This window comes from Paraburkholderia sp. BCC1876 (assembly GCF_902833695.1).
Classification (GTDB): Bacteria; Pseudomonadota; Gammaproteobacteria; order Burkholderiales; family Burkholderiaceae; genus Paraburkholderia.
On the sequence record NZ_CADFGI010000005.1, the window covers coordinates 414,105 to 430,067 of the forward strand.

Annotated in this window: 14 protein-coding genes and 1 pseudogene; 4 read left to right on the top strand and 11 right to left on the bottom strand. The window is 64.8% G+C overall.

Annotation, left to right across the window (positions count from 1 at the left end; all coding sequences use genetic code 11):
- Positions 1-146: 146 nt before the first annotated feature.
- A complete protein-coding gene (locus HWY05_RS20845; RefSeq protein WP_035555771.1) occupies positions 147-1,328 on the bottom strand; it encodes a helix-turn-helix transcriptional regulator in 1,182 nt (393 codons plus the stop codon).
- Positions 1,329-1,599: 271 nt separating this feature from the next.
- On the opposite strand from HWY05_RS20845, the gene HWY05_RS20850 reads away from it, so the two are divergent.
- From HWY05_RS20850 to HWY05_RS20865, 4 genes and pseudogenes are all read left to right on the top strand, one after another.
- On the top strand, positions 1,600-2,580 hold the full coding sequence (locus HWY05_RS20850; protein ID WP_176059441.1) for an alpha/beta hydrolase: 981 nt from the start codon (positions 1,600-1,602) through the stop codon (positions 2,578-2,580).
- An 11-nt stretch (positions 2,581-2,591) separates the two neighbouring features.
- On the top strand, positions 2,592-3,395 hold the full coding sequence (locus tag HWY05_RS20855; protein WP_176059442.1) for an enoyl-CoA hydratase-related protein: 804 nt from the start codon (positions 2,592-2,594) through the stop codon (positions 3,393-3,395).
- A gap of 52 nt (positions 3,396-3,447) precedes the next feature.
- Positions 3,448-4,536, top strand: a pseudogene (gene ribBA / locus HWY05_RS20860) (bifunctional 3,4-dihydroxy-2-butanone-4-phosphate synthase/GTP cyclohydrolase II); the annotation flags it as partial.
- Between the two features lie 199 nt (positions 4,537-4,735).
- Positions 4,736-5,602, top strand: a complete 867-nt coding sequence (locus HWY05_RS20865; protein WP_176059584.1) for an SDR family NAD(P)-dependent oxidoreductase — start codon at positions 4,736-4,738, stop codon at positions 5,600-5,602.
- A gap of 90 nt (positions 5,603-5,692) precedes the next feature.
- Here HWY05_RS20865 and HWY05_RS20870 read toward each other — a convergent pair whose 3' ends face one another.
- The 10 genes from HWY05_RS20870 to HWY05_RS20915 all read right to left on the bottom strand — a co-directional run bounded on the left by HWY05_RS20870 (position 5,693) and on the right by HWY05_RS20915 (position 15,851).
- Positions 5,693-5,983 carry a hypothetical protein gene (locus HWY05_RS20870; protein ID WP_035555733.1) on the bottom strand — a complete coding sequence of 97 codons (291 nt, stop codon included), beginning with the start codon at positions 5,981-5,983 and terminating at the stop codon, positions 5,693-5,695.
- A 254-nt stretch (positions 5,984-6,237) separates the two neighbouring features.
- On the bottom strand, positions 6,238-7,653 hold the full coding sequence (locus HWY05_RS20875; RefSeq protein WP_176059444.1) for an amidase family protein: 1,416 nt from the start codon (positions 7,651-7,653) through the stop codon (positions 6,238-6,240).
- 87 nt (positions 7,654-7,740) lie between these two features.
- On the bottom strand, positions 7,741-8,502 hold the full coding sequence (locus HWY05_RS20880; RefSeq protein ID WP_035555728.1) for an ABC transporter permease: 762 nt from the start codon (positions 8,500-8,502) through the stop codon (positions 7,741-7,743).
- On the bottom strand, positions 8,499-9,425 hold the full coding sequence (locus HWY05_RS20885; protein WP_035555726.1) for an ABC transporter ATP-binding protein: 927 nt from the start codon (positions 9,423-9,425) through the stop codon (positions 8,499-8,501). Before HWY05_RS20885 ends, HWY05_RS20880 begins: the two co-directional genes overlap by 4 nt.
- A gap of 117 nt (positions 9,426-9,542) precedes the next feature.
- Positions 9,543-11,468, bottom strand: coding sequence for a response regulator (locus HWY05_RS20890; protein WP_176059445.1), 1,926 nt, complete (start codon positions 11,466-11,468; stop codon positions 9,543-9,545).
- Positions 11,465-12,946 (bottom strand): sensor histidine kinase, encoded by a 1,482-nt coding sequence (locus HWY05_RS20895; RefSeq protein ID WP_176059446.1) that lies wholly within the window; start codon positions 12,944-12,946, stop codon positions 11,465-11,467. The genes HWY05_RS20890 and HWY05_RS20895 overlap by 4 nt, the downstream gene beginning before the upstream one ends.
- A complete protein-coding gene (locus HWY05_RS20900) occupies positions 12,946-14,085 on the bottom strand; it encodes an ATP-binding protein (RefSeq protein ID WP_176059447.1) in 1,140 nt (379 codons plus the stop codon). Before HWY05_RS20900 ends, HWY05_RS20895 begins: the two co-directional genes overlap by 1 nt.
- A complete protein-coding gene (locus HWY05_RS20905) occupies positions 14,070-14,504 on the bottom strand; it encodes an anti-sigma regulatory factor (protein ID WP_051980683.1) in 435 nt (144 codons plus the stop codon). Before HWY05_RS20905 ends, HWY05_RS20900 begins: the two co-directional genes overlap by 16 nt.
- Before the next feature lie 44 nt (positions 14,505-14,548).
- Positions 14,549-14,908 carry an STAS domain-containing protein gene (locus HWY05_RS20910; RefSeq protein WP_035555716.1) on the bottom strand — a complete coding sequence of 120 codons (360 nt, stop codon included), beginning with the start codon at positions 14,906-14,908 and terminating at the stop codon, positions 14,549-14,551.
- A gap of 34 nt (positions 14,909-14,942) precedes the next feature.
- The gene (locus tag HWY05_RS20915; protein ID WP_176059448.1) at positions 14,943-15,851 is read right to left on the bottom strand and encodes an STAS domain-containing protein; all 909 of its coding nucleotides are present in this window, start codon (positions 15,849-15,851) and stop codon (positions 14,943-14,945) included.
- Positions 15,852-15,963 lie beyond the last annotated feature (112 nt).

Here is a 15,963-nt window from a genome sequence, read left to right on the forward strand (position 1 = left end):
TTAACTGACGCGCGCCGGATACGCGCGCGTCAGTTAATTGAAGAATTGAAGTTCAGTCGAAACTGCCCGCAGTGCGTTGCCGAAACAGGCACTGCGAGCCGCAAGCAACTTGTGTTTCTCTTGTGTCTCGTGTGTCTCGTGCTTCCTTAACCGAGCGGCACCACGCTACCCAGCAGAATCCGCACGAGCGTCGCCTGACGCGTCACGCCGGTCTTCGAAAAGATCGCCCGCAAATGAGCCCGTGCGGTGTTCTTGCTGATCCCCAACTCGTCAGCGGCCTCTTCAAGCGTCAAACCATTGGTCAGCAGCAACGCCAGCGACGTCTCCGCCGGCGTGAGATCGAACAGCTTGCGCACGATCTCCTGCGAGCCTTGCGACTTGCGATCGGGGTCGCGCAAGAACAGCACGGTCGCCGGCCGCCGCTTGTTGTCCTCGGACCAGTCCGACAGCGGAATCGTGCGCACCAGCACGCCGAGTTTCGGCTTGTCGCAACCGCGCGTGATCGGCATGGCTTCCACGATCGGCGCAGCGGTGCCGAAGTGTCCCATCAGCGCATGACGCACGAGGCGTTGCAGATTGCGGTTCTCCTGCGCGTCCGTCGCCTCGACATTGCCGTGCGTGATACGCAGCCCATTGCCTTGCGCGAGGATTTCGTCGGCCACGCTATTGGTGCGCATGATCGCGCCGCTCTCGTCGAGCGTGACCGTGCCCACCAGCATCCGGTCTATCGCGCTCGCGTACAGCGTGCGCTCCGATTCGACGATATCGAGCCGCGAATGCAATTCGACCGCGCGCCGCAAATGCGGCAACAGCAACGCGCAAAACGCCTTGTCGCGCGCGGAAAAATGCGTCGCGCTGTGCTTGCGGCACACGCGGAAACGACACTCGACGCCCGACTCCGTCCGCAGATCCGCGCCCATGATGTAGCGGATATCGGCGGGCTTCAGAAACTGCTTGTACAACTCGCTGGTGAGCCAGCCGGTGTCGCCGAATACCTCGTCGACGGTCACCACGCGATCCGCAGGCAAACCGACGAACGGATCGAGCGAATAGTAGTAGTTGTTGTACGACGCTTCGCCCGGCACGCCCGTGCCCATTTCCGACGCATGCACCATCAGCCCGCGCCGGTCGCTCGAAGGCGAACGCAGAATCAGCGTCACGTAGCTCGCGCCGAGCGAGGTACGAATCAGTTCAAGTGCGCTGGCCCAGGGGGTGCTTTCCAGCGGGCCCTGATAAATACGCGCGGCAAGCTCGCTGAATTGCGCGACGTTCATGTCCGGCAATTCACTCGCGGCCTGGCCCTCTTCAGGGGCCCATTTTGTCTCCATCAACACGCTCCGTCCTCCATGCGATTTAGCATCGCGACGCCAAGCTTACGGGCCGCTCCGTCCGCTGGCATCGGTGGAAGTACTTAGCCGGGGAAAGTTTCGCAGAGCGTGCGAACGAACTCTCGTCCAATCGGACGATGCCCCGGCCAGAGCGCCGCGCTTCAATGCATTCAGTGCCGTGTCCGATACGCCGCCGCTCGCGTTTTGCGGGGCGTACGAGCGTTTTCAAATACCGGCTATAGCCGCTGCTGAACCATTCCAAGGAGACCCGATGGCGCTCGATCCCCAGGCGCAAGCCCTGCTCGCCGCGTTCGCCGGCATGCCCGCGCTCGATTTCACGCAACTCACGGCGCCGGCTTATCGCGCGATCCTCGCCGCGGGCGGTGGTTTTGCGCCAGGCGACCCGATCGCCGCGGAAGAGGACCTGCTGATTCCCACCGCGAACGGCTCGATTGCCGCGCGCGTTTATCGGCCGGTGGTCGACGGCGGCGACAGCAACGCGCTGCTGCCGCTCACGGTGTTTTTCCACGGCGGCGGCTTCGTTTCGTGCGGGCTCGATACGCACGCGAATATCTGCCGCTGTCTGGCGCAGCGGGCGCAAACGGTCGTGCTATCGGTCGATTACCGGCTCGCGCCCGAAGCGCCTTTCCCCGCCGCCGTGCACGATGCGCTCGACGCCGTGCGCTGGGCCGCCGCCCATTCGGCCGACCTGCGCGTGCGACCCGGCGCGTTGGCCGTTGCCGGCGACAGCGCCGGCGGCAATCTTGCCGCAGTGGCCGCGCAGCAGTTGCGTCATAGCGGCGTGGCTGGCGGTGTGGTGATTGCGCACCAACTGCTGCTCTACCCGGTCGTTGATTGCGCAACCGAACATCCGTCATACGAATCGAAGGGTGACGGCTACTTTCTGAGCGCGGACCAGATGCGCTGGTTCAAGGACCAGTATTTCGGCCCTGCCGCCGACCGCGCCCAGCGCGCCGATCCGCTCGCCAGCCCGCTCGCCGCCGACGATCTGAGCGGCGTGGCGAGCGCCACCGTCATCAGCGCCGAATACGACCCGTTGCACGACGAGGCCGAGCACTACGCGGCACGCCTCGCGCAAGCCGGCGTGCTGACCACGCACGTGCGCTGGCCCGGCCAGATTCATGGTTTCGCGAGCCTGCTCGGCGTGCTCGACGCCGCCGACCACGCGCTCACGACGGCAGCGCACGCGTTGCGCCACGCGCTGCACGTCGAGCCTTTCCGACTCCGCTAACCCGACACGACATGACTGCATTGATCCGCCTCGCGGCCGAAGACGGCATTGCGACGCTCACGTTCGACCGCCCCGACGCGTTGAACGCCCTCAACGAAGCGATGGCGATCGAACTGAACGCCAAGCTCGCGAGGCTCGCGCATCACGACGACATCCGCGCGATCGTGCTGACCGGCGCCGGCCACGCGTTCATGGCGGGCGGCGACCTGCACAGCATGCGCACGGCGCTCGACGAGAAGCCGGCGGTTCGCGACCGTGCGATCGGCACACTCGTGCGGCTCGCGCAGAGCGCGGTCGAGGCCATCGCCGCTTCGCGCAAACCGGTGATCGCGAGTGTCAACGGCGCGGTCGCGGGCTTCGGTCTAAGCCTCGTCGCGGCTTGCGATCTCGCAATTGCGGCGCAGCGCGCCACGTTCACCTCGGCGTACGGCCGTATCGGCACCTCGCCCGACGGCGGCGCGACTTATACGCTGCCGCGCGCGCTCGGCGTACGGCAAGCCGCACAATGGCTGTATCTCGACGAGCGTCATAGCGCCGACGAAGCGTTGCGCGCCGGCCTCGTCAACTGGGTCGTGCCCGACGATCAGCTCGCCGAACAGACGCGTTCGCTGCTCGAGCGCATGGGCGCGCTTGCCCCGGATGCGTTTGCGCAAACCAAAGAGCTGCTGCTCCAGGCGCCACAACGCAGCTTCGCCGATCATCTTTACGCCGAGCAAAGCAGCTTCCTGCACTGCGCGGCCAGCGACGATTTCCGCGAAGGCATCGATGCGTTTTTCGACCGACGTCCCCCCGTTTTCGGCTCCGGCGCGCGTTGACGACACGCCCGCGCGTCACTTCCCCTTTTCACCCCAGCACGGGACCACACCGATGAAACTGGCCACCACCGACGAAATCGTCGCCGAACTCAAAGCCGGCCGCATGATCATTCTGGTCGACGAGGAAGACCGTGAGAACGAAGGCGATCTGCTGATCGCCGCCGACCACGTCACGCCCGAAGCGATCAATTTCATGGCGCGCTTCGGACGCGGCCTCGTTTGCCTGACGCTCAGCGCCGACCATTGCGAGCGCCTCAAACTCGCGCCGATGGCCAGACAGAACGGCACGCAATACGGTACCGCGTTCACGATCAGCATCGAGGCGGCGCACGGTGTCACCACCGGCATCTCCGCCGCCGACCGCGCGCATACGATCCGCACTGCCATTCACGCCGACGTGCGTGCCGAGCATCTGGTGCAGCCGGGCCACGTGTTTCCGATCGCGGCGCGGCCGGGCGGCGTGCTGGTGCGCGCCGGCCACACCGAGGCCGGTTGCGATCTCACCGCGCTGGCCGGCTTGACGCCCGCCGCGGTGATCTGCGAAATCATGAACGACGACGGCACGATGGCGCGCCTGCCGCAACTGATCGAATTCGCCGCGCGCCACGGGCTGAAAATCGGCACCATCGCCGATCTGATCCACTATCGCAGCGTCAACGAGTCGCTCGTGGAACGCGTCGGCGAGCGGCCGCTTCACACGCCGTGGGGACCGTTTCGCGCGATCCAGTATCGCGATACCGTGCGCGCTTCCACGCATCTCGCGCTGGTGCGCGGCGAACCCTCGCCCGATGTCCCGGTGCTGACGCGCGTGCATGAATGCTTCTCGCTGCTCGATCTGCTCGATGCGGAACCGTCCGCGCATTCGTGGCCGTTGCACGCGGCGCTGCAAAAGATCGACGCGGCCGGTTGCGGTGTAGCGGTGCTGCTCGATTGCGATATGCATGCCGATGCGGGCCGCGGCCAGCGCAATCACGGTACGGCGACGCGCAAGGATGGACGGCTCTCGGGAATCGGCTCGCAGATTTTGCGCGACCTCGGCGTGCGTCGCCTGAACGTGTTGTCGAGTCCGTTCAGATTGCCGGCGCTGTCGGGGCATGAACTGGAAATCATGGCGTTCATTCCGCTTGGTGAAGCCGATCCCGACAATCCGCACACGTTCGACTCCATGACTACCGCGCCGCTCGCGCGCGCGTATTCCGCTGCGCGTGGGAATACGTCACGTGGGGCGGTTGCGGCGGCTGTATCGGTTGCTTCGGTTCATGCCGAACCACAAACCGCTTCGTACGAACTCCAGGCCACTTCCTGACGAACTGCCCATGACTCAAGACACGACTCAAGCAATCACTCAGCGCAATCAACCCTACGTCGCGCTCGTCACCGGCGCGTCGCGCGGTGCCGGCAAGGGCATTGCCCTCGCGCTCGCCGCCACCGGCGCGACCGTCTACGTCACCGGCCGCACGCAACGGGAAGGCGACGCGCCGTTGCCCGGCACGGTACACGCCACCGCGATCGAAATCGACAAGCTGGGCGGCAAAGGCATCGCCCTCACCTGCGATCATGCCGACGACGCGCAAGTCGCTGAAGTCTTCGAGCACATCCGTCAGGCGAGCGGGCGGCTGGATATTCTCGTCAATAACGCGACCGTCCTGCATGACGAGTTGATACGTCCCGCGCCGTTCTGGGAGAAACCGCTCGATCTGGTCGATATTCTCGACGTCGGTTTGCGCTCCGCCTATGTCGCGAGCTGGCACGCCGCGCGGATGATGGCCGCGCAAGGCGACGGACTGATCGCGTTCACTTCGTCGTTCGGTGCGAGCTGCTATATGCACGGCGCGGCGTATGGCGCGCAGAAAGCGGGCGTCGACAAATTCGCCAAAGACATGGCCGTCGATCTGAAACCGTACGGCGTGGCCGCCTTATCGATCTGGATGGGCATGCTGCAAACCGAACGCACCGCGCGCGTGATTGCCGCCAATCCCGAGCAATATGCGGGCTTCAGCGAACTCGCGGAAACGCCGCAATTCACGGGGCGCCTGATCGATGCGCTGTATCGCGACCCGCAGCGAATGAGCAAGTCCGGCCTGGTGCTGGTGGGCGCCGAACTCGCGCATGAGTACGGCATCACCGATCTCGACGGACGGCAGCCGCCGTCGCATCGTGAAGCGTTGGGCGGGCCGGTGCAGGCGCATCCGGCGATCGTCGCGTGAGGTTGCACGGGTGACATCGATGGCCCGCTTCGCGCGCGCCGTCGAGGTACCTGTTTGCACGCGACTACAGGCCCGTCACCGGGCCCGCAACTAGAACCCGCTCACGACCATCGCGAACACCACCGCCGCGCCGCCTACCGCCCCCAGGAAGGTGAAGCATTGCTCGTCGGCGCCGGAGCGGCGCGCCCAGATTCGTCCGGCCAGCGCGGCAATGCCGGTAATGCCGAGAAACAGCGACAACGACGAGCCCGCCGTGCACACCATGCCGGGAAACTCGTCGCTCCACGCGCACGCGTAGAGTTGCCGCACGGATACGCCGATCACGCCGATCGCCACCAGCAAACCGGCAATCAGTCCATCGCGCTGAACTCTGGATTTCATTTGCAGCCCTCCTGCTCTCATGCGTGTCTCCCTCTGTCGGCGGCCCTGGCGGCTGCCGCATCGCGTCGTCGTGTGTGACGATCGACGTCCGCGCCTTGTCGGCGCATACCGCCATTGACGGCGATTCGGCGTGCATGGGCATCGTCCGGACGGACTAAGGGGGATTGCGGAGGGCGTGAAGGGACTGCGGAGGACGTGGCGGCAGGACGCCGCCACGCCGGTTCAGGCATGCAGAGAGGCTACGGCCCGTACTTTCAGAAAGCTTGCGACGTGCCGGTGGCCCACGTGCCGATGGTCTCTTCAATGGCCCGCGCCGCCGACAGCAACGCCGCCTCGCCACGCGGTTTGCCGACGATCTGGATACCGACCGGCAGGCCGCACGCGCTCATCCCGCACGGAATCGCGATCACCGGCATGCCGGTGAGCGTCAGCGCGTAAGTGATCGCGAGCCAGTCGATATAGGTGTCGAAATGTTGGCCGACCGCGTCGCGTATATCGCGTGCCTCGACCGGAAACGGCAGCACGATCGAAGCCGGACAGATCAGCACGTCGTAGCGTTGCAGCAGTGCATTCAGCTTGTAGAACAGCTGGCTGCGCGTGCGCTGCGCCGACAGCATCGCGCGGTTGTCCTGTTGCAGACCGAACTCGATGTTCCAGACCACGTTCGGGTTCAGTACGTCGCGATGCTGCGCGAGCACGTCTTCGTAATTCGTCGCGTACGCGAGGCCGCGCAGCGTATGGAACGCCTGCTTCGCGCCGCTCAGGTCGAGGTCGCTGTCATCCACGCCGACGCCGGACGCGGTCAGCCGGTCCATGGTCCGGCGGCAGATCGACATAATCTCCGGCTCGACGGTAGCGACGCCGAGCCCTTCGCTGAACGCCACCCGGGCTGGCCGCTGCGGCCTGCGCGCATGCGTCAGAAACGACGTTGCCGGTTCGCCAACCGACAACGGCGCGCCGTCGATTTCGCCGCACATCGCGTCGAGCAGCAACGCCGCGTCGGTGACGTTGCGCGCCATCGGCCCATGAATACCGAGCGTGTCGTACGGATTGGCAACCGGTCCATACGACACGCGTCCCGGCGTGGGACGCAAACCGACCACCCCGCAGAACGCCGAAGGCGTGCGCAGCGAGCCCGCCAGATCGGAGCCCTGCGCGACCCACGCGGTGCGCGACGCCAACGCGGCCGCCGCGCCACCCGACGACCCGCCCGCCGAACGCGACAGGTCCCACGGATTACGCGTGATGCCGAACACGCTGTTGTACGTATGCCCGCCCGAACCGAACTCCGGCGTATTGGACTTGGCGTAGACCACGCCGCCACGCGCTTCGAGCAAGGTCACGCCGATATCCGAGGTTTCCGGCACACGGTCGCGATACACCAGCGAGCCGCGTGTGGTGCGCACACCGGCCACGTCCGTCAGATCCTTGATCGGCACCGGCAAGCCGCACAACAGGCCACGCTCGGCGACCGGTTTTTTCAGCAGCGCGTCGGCATGCGCATGCGCGCGTTCGAAACACAGCGTGGGCAGCGCGTTCACCTGCGGTTCGACACGCGCCACCTGCGCGGCCAGCGTGTCGAGCAGATCGTGCGGACTCACGGCCTCTTCGCGCAGCAGATCGACGACTTCGCACGCGCTTCGCTCTATCAGACTCAAATCGACGGACATGTTGACTCTCGGCTCCGTGGTGAAGAATGTCGGTCAGCTTCGCGCGGCGACGAGCACGATCCAGCAGGTCATCGGCTCACCAGCCCATCACGACTTGAGGCGGTAGCCGGTCTTGAAGATCCACGCCACGATCAGCAGAAACACGGCAAGGAACAACCCGGTCATGGCGAGACTCACTTCGACATTCACGTCCGCGAGTCCATAAAAGCTCCAGCGAAACCCGCTGACCAGATAGACGATCGGATTGAACAGCGTCACGACCTTCCAGAACGGCGGCAGCATATTGATCGCGTAGAAGCTGCCGCCCAGAAAGGTCAGCGGCGTGATGATCAGCAGCGGCACGAGTTGCAGCTTTTCGAAGCTATCCGCCCATATCCCGATGATGAACCCCAGCAAACTGAAGGTCACCGCCGTCAGCACCAGAAACAGAATCATCCAGAACGGGTGCTGCACTTGCAGCGGCACGAACAGGCCCGCGGTCGCGAGAATGATCAGCCCGAGCAGAATCGATTTGGTAGCTGCCGCGCCCACATAACTGACGACGATCTCCAGATACGACACCGGTGCCGACAACAACTCGTAGATCGTGCCGGTAAAGCGCGGAAAGTAAATCCCGAACGACGCGTTCGAAATACTCTGCGACAACAGCGACAGCATGATCAGACCCGGCACGATGAACGCGCCGTAACTGATGCCGTCCACCTCCTTGATGCGCGAGCCGATCGCCGCGCCGAACACGACGAAATACAGCGATGTGGAAATCACCGGCGCGATGATGCTCTGCATCAGCGTGCGCCAGGTGCGCGCCATCTCGAACTTGTAGATCGCGCGAATTGCGTAGATGTTCATTGATCACCTCGGAGCAGACTGACGAAGATGTCTTCCAGCGAACTCTGCGTGGTGTGCAGGTCCTTGAAGCGGATGCCGGCGTCGTCGAGCGCTTTCAGCAACGCGATGATGTCGGTGCGGCCGCCTTCGCCTTCGTAGGTGTAGATCAGCTCGTTGCCGCTCTTCTCCAGCGTCAGCGTGTAGCCGGCGAGCGAAGCGGGCACCGCCGCGAGCGGGCTCTCCAGTTGCAGCGTCAACTGCTTCTTGCCGAGCTTGCGCATCAGCTCCGTTTTTTCTTCCACGAGCATGATCTCGCCGCCGCTGATCACGCCGATGCGGTCGGCCATTTCCTCGGCTTCGTCGATGTAGTGCGTGGTGAGAATGATCGTCACGCCGCTCTCGGCGAGCGAGCGCACCAGCTTCCACATATCGCGGCGCAATTCGACGTCCACGCCGGCCGTGGGTTCGTCGAGGAACAGCACGCGCGGTTCGTGCGAAAGCGCCTTGGCGATCAGCACGCGCCGCTTCATGCCGCCCGACAGCGTGATGATCTTGCTATCGCGCTTTTCCCACAGCGACAGGTCGCGCAGGACCTTTTCGACGTAAGCGGGGTTTTTCGGCTTGCCGAACAGGCCACGGCTGAACGAGACGGTGGCCCAGACGGTTTCGAAGGAGTCGGTGGTCAACTCCTGCGGCACCAGACCGATCAGCGAGCGGGCGCCGCGATAGTCCGTCGCGATGTCGCGGCCGTCTACCGTGACGCTGCCCGTGCTCGCGTTGACAATGCCGCAGATGATGCTGATGAGCGTGGTCTTGCCCGCGCCATTGGGGCCGAGCAGCGCAAAAATTTCTCCGCGGTTGATCGCCAGATTGATGTTTTTGAGTGCATGAAAACCCGTGGCGTAGGTTTTCGACAGATTCGTGACCGAGACGATTGGCTGCATGGATTCGACGATGGCAGACACCGTTGTTTGATTAGAGGGAACGGTGCAGAAGCGCCACCGCCCCCGCAATGTAATGGAAAGTGGCGATGCTTGCAGCAGACCGCCACGGCGCGGCGTCTACGCGTCGCGCCGCCCGCCGGGGAAGCGGGCGGTGATCGCCTGCTGGATTTCCTCGGAGGACACCGGCTTGACCAGATGGTGATCGAAGCCGGCTTCGTGCGAACGCTGGCGGTCGGCAGCCTGGCCGTAGCCGGTTACCGCGATCAGCAACGCCGTGGCCGTGGCCGGGCTCGCACGCATTTCCCGCGCGAGCTGGAAGCCGTCCATGCCGGGCAGGCCCAGATCGAGCAGCACGATTTCAGGCTCGAACTGCGCGGCAATCTCGAGCGCACCCGTCGCTTCGTGCGCCACGCGGACTTCGTAGCCGTCCGATTCGAGCACCAGCGACATGGCCAGCGCCGCGTCGACGCTATCGTCCACCAGCAGCAAACGCAACGCCGGACCCGCGTCTCGCGACGCGCCCGAGGAAGGCGCGGCGAGCGGCTGGTCGGGACGCGCGAGCCGGGTCAGCGGCAGACGCACGACGAACTCGCTGCCCTGTCCCGCCCCCGCTGAAAACGCTTCGATTTGTCCACCGTGCAACTCGACCAGCGTGCGAGCCAGCGGCAAGCCGACCCCGAGTCCGCCGTCGGACCGTTCGAGCGAACTTTGCGATTGCACGAACAGGTCGAAGATGTGCGGAATGGTGTCGACCGCCATGCCGACGCCGTTGTCGCGCACACTGATCCGCACGTCGTCCTGCAACTCGCGAACCTCGATCAGGATCTCGCCGCCTTGCGGGGTGTACTTCGCCGCGTTGGAGAGAATGTTGCCGAGCACCTGGGCGAGGCGCACGCCGTCGCCGACAATGAAAAGCGGCTCGTCGGGCAGATCGGTTCTGAGGGTATGGTCTTTTCGGGTGAGCGACGGTTGCGCGGTCTCGATCGCCGCCTCGATCGCGGCGGCAAGTTCCACGATTTCCTGGCGCAGCGTGATCTTGCCCTGCGTGATGCGCGCCACGTCGAGCAGATCGTCGACCAGCCGGCTCAGATGTTTGACCTGACGCCCGATCACCGCACGCATCGCATCGAAATTCTGCAGCGAGGGTGAACGACTCGGATCGAGCAATTCGATCGCGTTGCGAATCGGCGCCAACGGGTTGCGCAGTTCGTGCGCGAGCATGGCGAGGAATTCGTCCTTACGGCGATCGGCGTCGCGCAACACCATTTCGTTGGCCTTGCGCTCCGAAATATCGTTGACGATGCCGGCCAGGCGGTAAATCCGCTCGCCCGCGTCGCGCACCGGAAAGCCGCGTTCCGCCGCCCAACGGGTCTCGCCGTCCGGCCGCACGATGCGGTACTCGATCTCATACGGCACGCCAGTGGCGAGCGCACGGTAGGCGGCCTCGACCTGCGCCTGATCCTCGGGATCAATATGGCCTGCCCAGTGGCTCGCGCCGGGCGTCGGCTCCTGGGCCGCGTCACCCCACAGGCGACGATAGGCCGGACTCACATAGAGCAAACGCGCGGTGGCCGGATCGAGCATCCAGAACACGTCGTCGATGTTTTCCGCCATCTGGCGAAAGCGTTCTTCGCTTTCGCGCAAGGCGCCTTCCGCGCGACGCACCCGCAACAGCGCGCGCACTTGCGCGATCAGTTCGGCCGGCTCGATCGGTTCGATCAGATAGCTGTCCGCGCCGCCGTCGAGACCGCGCACTTTATCCATGCTCCGCACCGCGGCGGCCGAGGTCTGCAGCACGAGAACACTGGACGTTTCCGGCGCGGCCTTGATGCGCCGGCACACCTCGAAGCCGTTGATGTCGGGCAGTTTGACGTCGAGCAGCACGAGGTCGGGCTGGGCGATGCGGGTCTGCTCGATCGCGTCCGTGCCGTTGCCGGCTTCGATCACCACAAACCCGGCGCGCGCCAGAATGCGCGTTTTCGCGTAACGCGCGCCCTCGTTGTCGTCGACGTTCAGAATCAGGCTTGCGCTCGAGTCGGTCATGAGAAATCGTGTCCGTGTGGTCTGGCGTTCATGTCGCTCGTGTAGGCCGGGCCGCTCGCGTTGCCTGCATCCACCGGTGCGGTTGCGGCCTGCGGTGCGGCCGCGAGATACGGAAGAAAGGCCGGGATCGTCGCCGTGAACGTGGAGCCCTTGCCCAGTTCGCTCTCGAGCCCGACCGTGCCGCCCAGCAGCTTGCACAGCTTGTCGCAAAGCGGCAGTCCAAGCCCGGTGCCTTTCACCTGGGTCTGCAACTGATTCTCCACCTGCTCGAATTCTTCGAAGACGCTTTGACGGTGCTGGGGCGCAATGCCGATGCCGGTATCGCTCACCGAGAAGATCAGGCGGCGGTCCGCGTCGTCGTATCGCGCGTGGACCCGCACTTCGCCCCGTTCGGTGAACTTTAATGCATTGGATATGAAGTTGCGCAGAATCTGCGAAACCTTGCCTTCGTCGGTGTAGACCGGCGGGATGTCGTCGCACGGGTCGAACAGCAGATCGACGCCGCTGGCCGGCAGCAAGGGGCGCAGCATGCCGCGCAACGCCGAAAACAGATTGGCGACTTCGAATTCGGCGGGCCGCAATTCGATTTTGCCGGCCTCGATCTTGGCGATGTCGAGCAGGTCGTCGACGGTTTCCGACAACTCCTCCGCGGCCTTGCGGATAAAGCGCACCTGTTTGACCTGCTCCTCGGTCAGTTCGCCGTCTACCCGGTCCATCAGCAGTTTGGAGAGCGCCCGGATCGAATACAGCGGCGAACGAAACTCGTGGCTCATGTTCGACAGGAAGCGCGATTTCGCTTCGTCGGCACGGCGCAAATGGACGGCGCGCTCGTCCAGTTCGGCGTACAGCGCGACGACGCCGCGATTGGTGTCCTCGAGCTCGCGCGTGAGCCGCACCAGTTCGTCCTGCCGTTCCTGCAGGTCGCCGAGCGCGTCCACCAGTTCGCGGTTCTGCCGCTGCACTTCGTCGAACGGAGCCTGCGCGCTCGCTGCCGGCGTGGCGGCAAGCGCGGCGGCGGCCGCGACCGCTGCCGCGCTCGCGACCCGCGCCGCCTGCTCCGGCAGATGCTTCGTCAGCGTGATGACGGCGTCGCTTGCGGCGTTGTCGAACGTGCAGACGTCCATCAAACGTTGGGCGGCCAGGACTCCCAATGCGTCGACCGTGGCGGCCGGTTCTTGCGCGGCGCGTCCACCGGCTGCGCTCGACGAACGCCCGGTGAGCCGGTCCACGCCCGTTGCGGGCGCAACAAAACGGATCAGCAGGCTATGCGACCGCCCGGCGGTTTCGAACAGAAACTCGACGCGCCCCGCGCGCGTAGCGCCCAGCACGGCGCGCGCGACTTCGAGCACGGAGGTCGCGATCCGCGTCTGGTCCTGTACCGCGAAACCGAGCGCCTCGCTGAGTTCGCGCGCGCTGCGCCGCGCGGCGACCACCGCAAGCTCACTGTCGATCACGGCGATATGAAGCGGTTCGATCATCACAGGGGCTCGCTGTGCCGGGCGCGTGCGACGACCACGGTGATATCGTCGCGGCCGCGCGCAAAGTCGCGATAGAGCACCGCCGCGATCAACGCCGGATGACGTAGCGCCAGGCCGGGATACGGACTCAGATCCCAGCGCGTGGCCAGACCGTCGGAGTGCAGGATCAGTAATGCGCCATGCGGCCAGTCGACCTGGAAGGCCTGCGCCTTGTGCATCTGATGGCCGACAATGCCCGCGTGCGACACCAGATGGCGATGACCTTGCGGCGTCCAGACGCTCGCGGCGATATTGCCGATGCCGCAAAAGCGTGCCGTGGCGGGCGCGCCCTGCGCGACGCCGCCGGCGGGAATCCGCGCGACACCGAGCGCCGCGCCGCGCGTAGCGCGCAACGCTTCGTGCGAGGCTTCGACGATCTGTTCGAGGCTCGACGGTCCGAGCTGGGCGAAGGTATCGGTCGCGGCAATCGCAGCGGTATTGGCTAATTCACCGTGGCCAAGTCCGTCGGCGATCATCACGGAGAATTCGCCGTCCGCGTAGCCGCATGACCACGCGTCGCCGCACACCCACTCGCCCTGAAGAGGCAGATTGATCGCGCCGAATTCGATCGGCGCGGAGTCGCTGGAGGCGCCCGTGTCGCGGGTATGGCTCGGGTCTCTTGCGCCCACTGAACCCGCCGCCGAAGCCCCGCTTTCCGCCCACACCACGGCGCGCAAAATCGTGCCGCGAGCCGGTGCGCTCCAGATATCGAGCTGGTCGGCGAGCCGCTGGATCGCGCCCATGCCGTTGCCGGGACTGCCGGCCGTCGTATAACCGTCGACGAAACAGGCGTGCAGGTCATGAATGCCCGGACCGTTGTCGATCGCCAGCAACTCGACGCCGTAACGTGATGCCAGGCCCGAGCCGGGCGGCACGACTTCGCTGAGCGCGCGCACCAGCAATTCGCCGCGCTGCGCGTGTTTGAGCTGATTGGTGGCGCACTCGGTCACGATGATCGCCAGCCGGCCGACAATCGTTTCGCTGCAGCCCACGGCTTGTGCGATTTCGCTGATGCCGCGCCGCGCGAACGAGACCTGGCTCGGATCGCCAATTTCGAAGCGCTGCTGGGTGGCGCTCGACCGGTTTAGAACGGCTTCCATTTAGTAATCGAAATGTGAGTACCCTCGCCTGGCGACGAGCGGATCTCGAACTCGTCGCACAGCCTCTTCGCGCCGCCGAGACCCAGACCTAGACCATTGCCGCTGGTGAAGCCGTCGGTCAATGCTCTCGGGATGTCCGCGATACCCGGCCCGTGGTCGATAAACTCGAGTCGCAGGCCGCTACGGCTGTTCTGTTGAACCTGATAAAAGTGTACGTCACCGCCGCCGCCGTACGTGAGGGTATTGCGAGCAAGCTCGCTCGCCGCGGTGACGAATTTCGTCTGATCGATGAGCGACATACCGAGTGCCACCGCCTTCTCGCGCACCTGACGACGCAGCCGTACGATCTGCTCGTCCGAGCGGATCGGCAGGACCTCGTACGGCGCCTGAGCGCCTGGCAGCGAAGAAGGGCTCGTCATGGAGGATAGTGGCGCGGTATCGGAAGGTCCGCCGGCAAACGCGTTCAAAACGTGTCCGACCCGGTTAGCAACGCCATGCCCTTCTCGACGTTCAGCGCGGTGCGCACGCCGGGCAACGCGAGCCCGAGTTCGACCAGCGTGATCGCGACGGACGGCTGCATGCCGACCACCACGGTTTGCGCGTCGAGCACGCGTGCCATCGCGGCGGTGTCGCCGATCATCCGTCCGATGAACGAGTCCACCACGTCGAGCGACGAAATATCGATCAGCACGCCTTTTGCACGGTCTTTCACGATGCGGCTGGTCAGATCGTCCTGCAAGGTCATGGCCAGACGGTCGTGCATGTCTACCTGAATCGTGACGAGCAGAAACTTGCCCATCCGCAAAATCGGAATGCGTTCCATCGCCGGGTCCGGTTAATGTGCGCGGGAACCGGCGTCAAACGCCGGCAAACGGGTTGACCGGCGCAGCGCCGGGGCCCTCGGTGCGTGACGCGCCGACCTGCAACGACTTGCCGCTGCGCTGCAATGCGATCACGAAGGCGTCGGCGAGCGTGGCCTTGGTGATCACGTTCGACAGATTGACGCCCAGATGAACAATGGTTTGCGCGATCTGCGGCCGGATGCCGCTAATGATGCAGTCCGCGCCCATCAGCCGCGCGGCCGCCACGGTCTTGAGCAGATGCTGGGCGACGAGCGTGTCGACGGTCGGCACGCCGGTAATGTCGATGATCGCGATCGCCGCGCCCGTTTCGACGATTTTCTGCAGCAGGCTTTCCATCACCACCTGGGTGCGCGCCGAGTCCAGCGTGCCGATCAGCGGCAGCGCGAGAATGCCGTCCCACAGTTGCACGACCGGCGTGGACAGTTCGAGCAGTTCCTGCTGCTGACGCACGATCACCTGTTCGCGGCTCGTCTGGTAGACCTCGGTGGTGTACAGGCCGAGGGCATCCAGCAAGGTACTGACGGTCCACGTGAGTTCCGCCAGCTTGGCGGGATCGTTCAGCAGCTCCACGCGCAGGCGCGAAAAAAGCGGCTCTTTCAGCGAGAACACGAACATGGCCGTTTCGACCGGCGTGAATCCTTGCCGCGCGCGCTGTGTGGATACTTCGGCCAGGAAACCGCGGACCTCGTCCCACAAAGGCGTTTTGAATTCGACACGATCGGAAGCGCCCAGCGCTGCGCAGGTCAACGCGACAAACTGGACGAACTGATTGCGCAATTGCGCTTCGGCAACGCCACCGCGGCGCGACGCGATAGCGTATTGCTGAGCGATCCACTCGCCCAGCAACTCGGTTTGCCGATCGTTGAAGAGTTGGGCGAGACGCGTTCCGCCAAGCGTTTCCATACGGATATCCCTAGTCGTTTTCAGCGGACGGCGCGACGGGCCGGTCCGCGTATTTTCTGGTGGCAATCACTGATGCTGCCGGTAGGCGAATTGGACTCTAGCATGTGTCTTA

Bases quoted from the DNA above. Each gene is read 5' to 3' on its own strand.
- HWY05_RS20885 (WP_035555726.1), bottom strand. From the start codon at position 9,425: ATGCAGCCAATCGTCTCGGTCACGAATCTGTCGAAAACCTACGCCACG.
- HWY05_RS20870 (WP_035555733.1), bottom strand. From the start codon at position 5,983: ATGAAATCCAGAGTTCAGCGCGATGGACTGATTGCCGGTTTGCTGGTG.
- HWY05_RS20880 (WP_035555728.1), bottom strand. From the start codon at position 8,502: ATGAACATCTACGCAATTCGCGCGATCTACAAGTTCGAGATGGCGCGC.
- HWY05_RS20910 (WP_035555716.1), bottom strand. From the start codon at position 14,908: ATGGAACGCATTCCGATTTTGCGGATGGGCAAGTTTCTGCTCGTCACG.
- HWY05_RS20850 (WP_176059441.1), top strand. From the start codon at position 1,600: ATGGCGCTCGATCCCCAGGCGCAAGCCCTGCTCGCCGCGTTCGCCGGC.
- HWY05_RS20845 (WP_035555771.1), bottom strand. From the start codon at position 1,328: ATGGAGACAAAATGGGCCCCTGAAGAGGGCCAGGCCGCGAGTGAATTG.
- HWY05_RS20895 (WP_176059446.1), bottom strand. From the start codon at position 12,946: ATGATCGAACCGCTTCATATCGCCGTGATCGACAGTGAGCTTGCGGTG.
- HWY05_RS20915 (WP_176059448.1), bottom strand. From the start codon at position 15,851: ATGGAAACGCTTGGCGGAACGCGTCTCGCCCAACTCTTCAACGATCGG.
- HWY05_RS20875 (WP_176059444.1), bottom strand. From the start codon at position 7,653: ATGTCCGTCGATTTGAGTCTGATAGAGCGAAGCGCGTGCGAAGTCGTC.
- HWY05_RS20855 (WP_176059442.1), top strand. From the start codon at position 2,592: ATGACTGCATTGATCCGCCTCGCGGCCGAAGACGGCATTGCGACGCTC.
- HWY05_RS20900 (WP_176059447.1), bottom strand. From the start codon at position 14,085: ATGGAAGCCGTTCTAAACCGGTCGAGCGCCACCCAGCAGCGCTTCGAA.
- HWY05_RS20890 (WP_176059445.1), bottom strand. From the start codon at position 11,468: ATGACCGACTCGAGCGCAAGCCTGATTCTGAACGTCGACGACAACGAG.
- HWY05_RS20905 (WP_051980683.1), bottom strand. From the start codon at position 14,504: ATGACGAGCCCTTCTTCGCTGCCAGGCGCTCAGGCGCCGTACGAGGTC.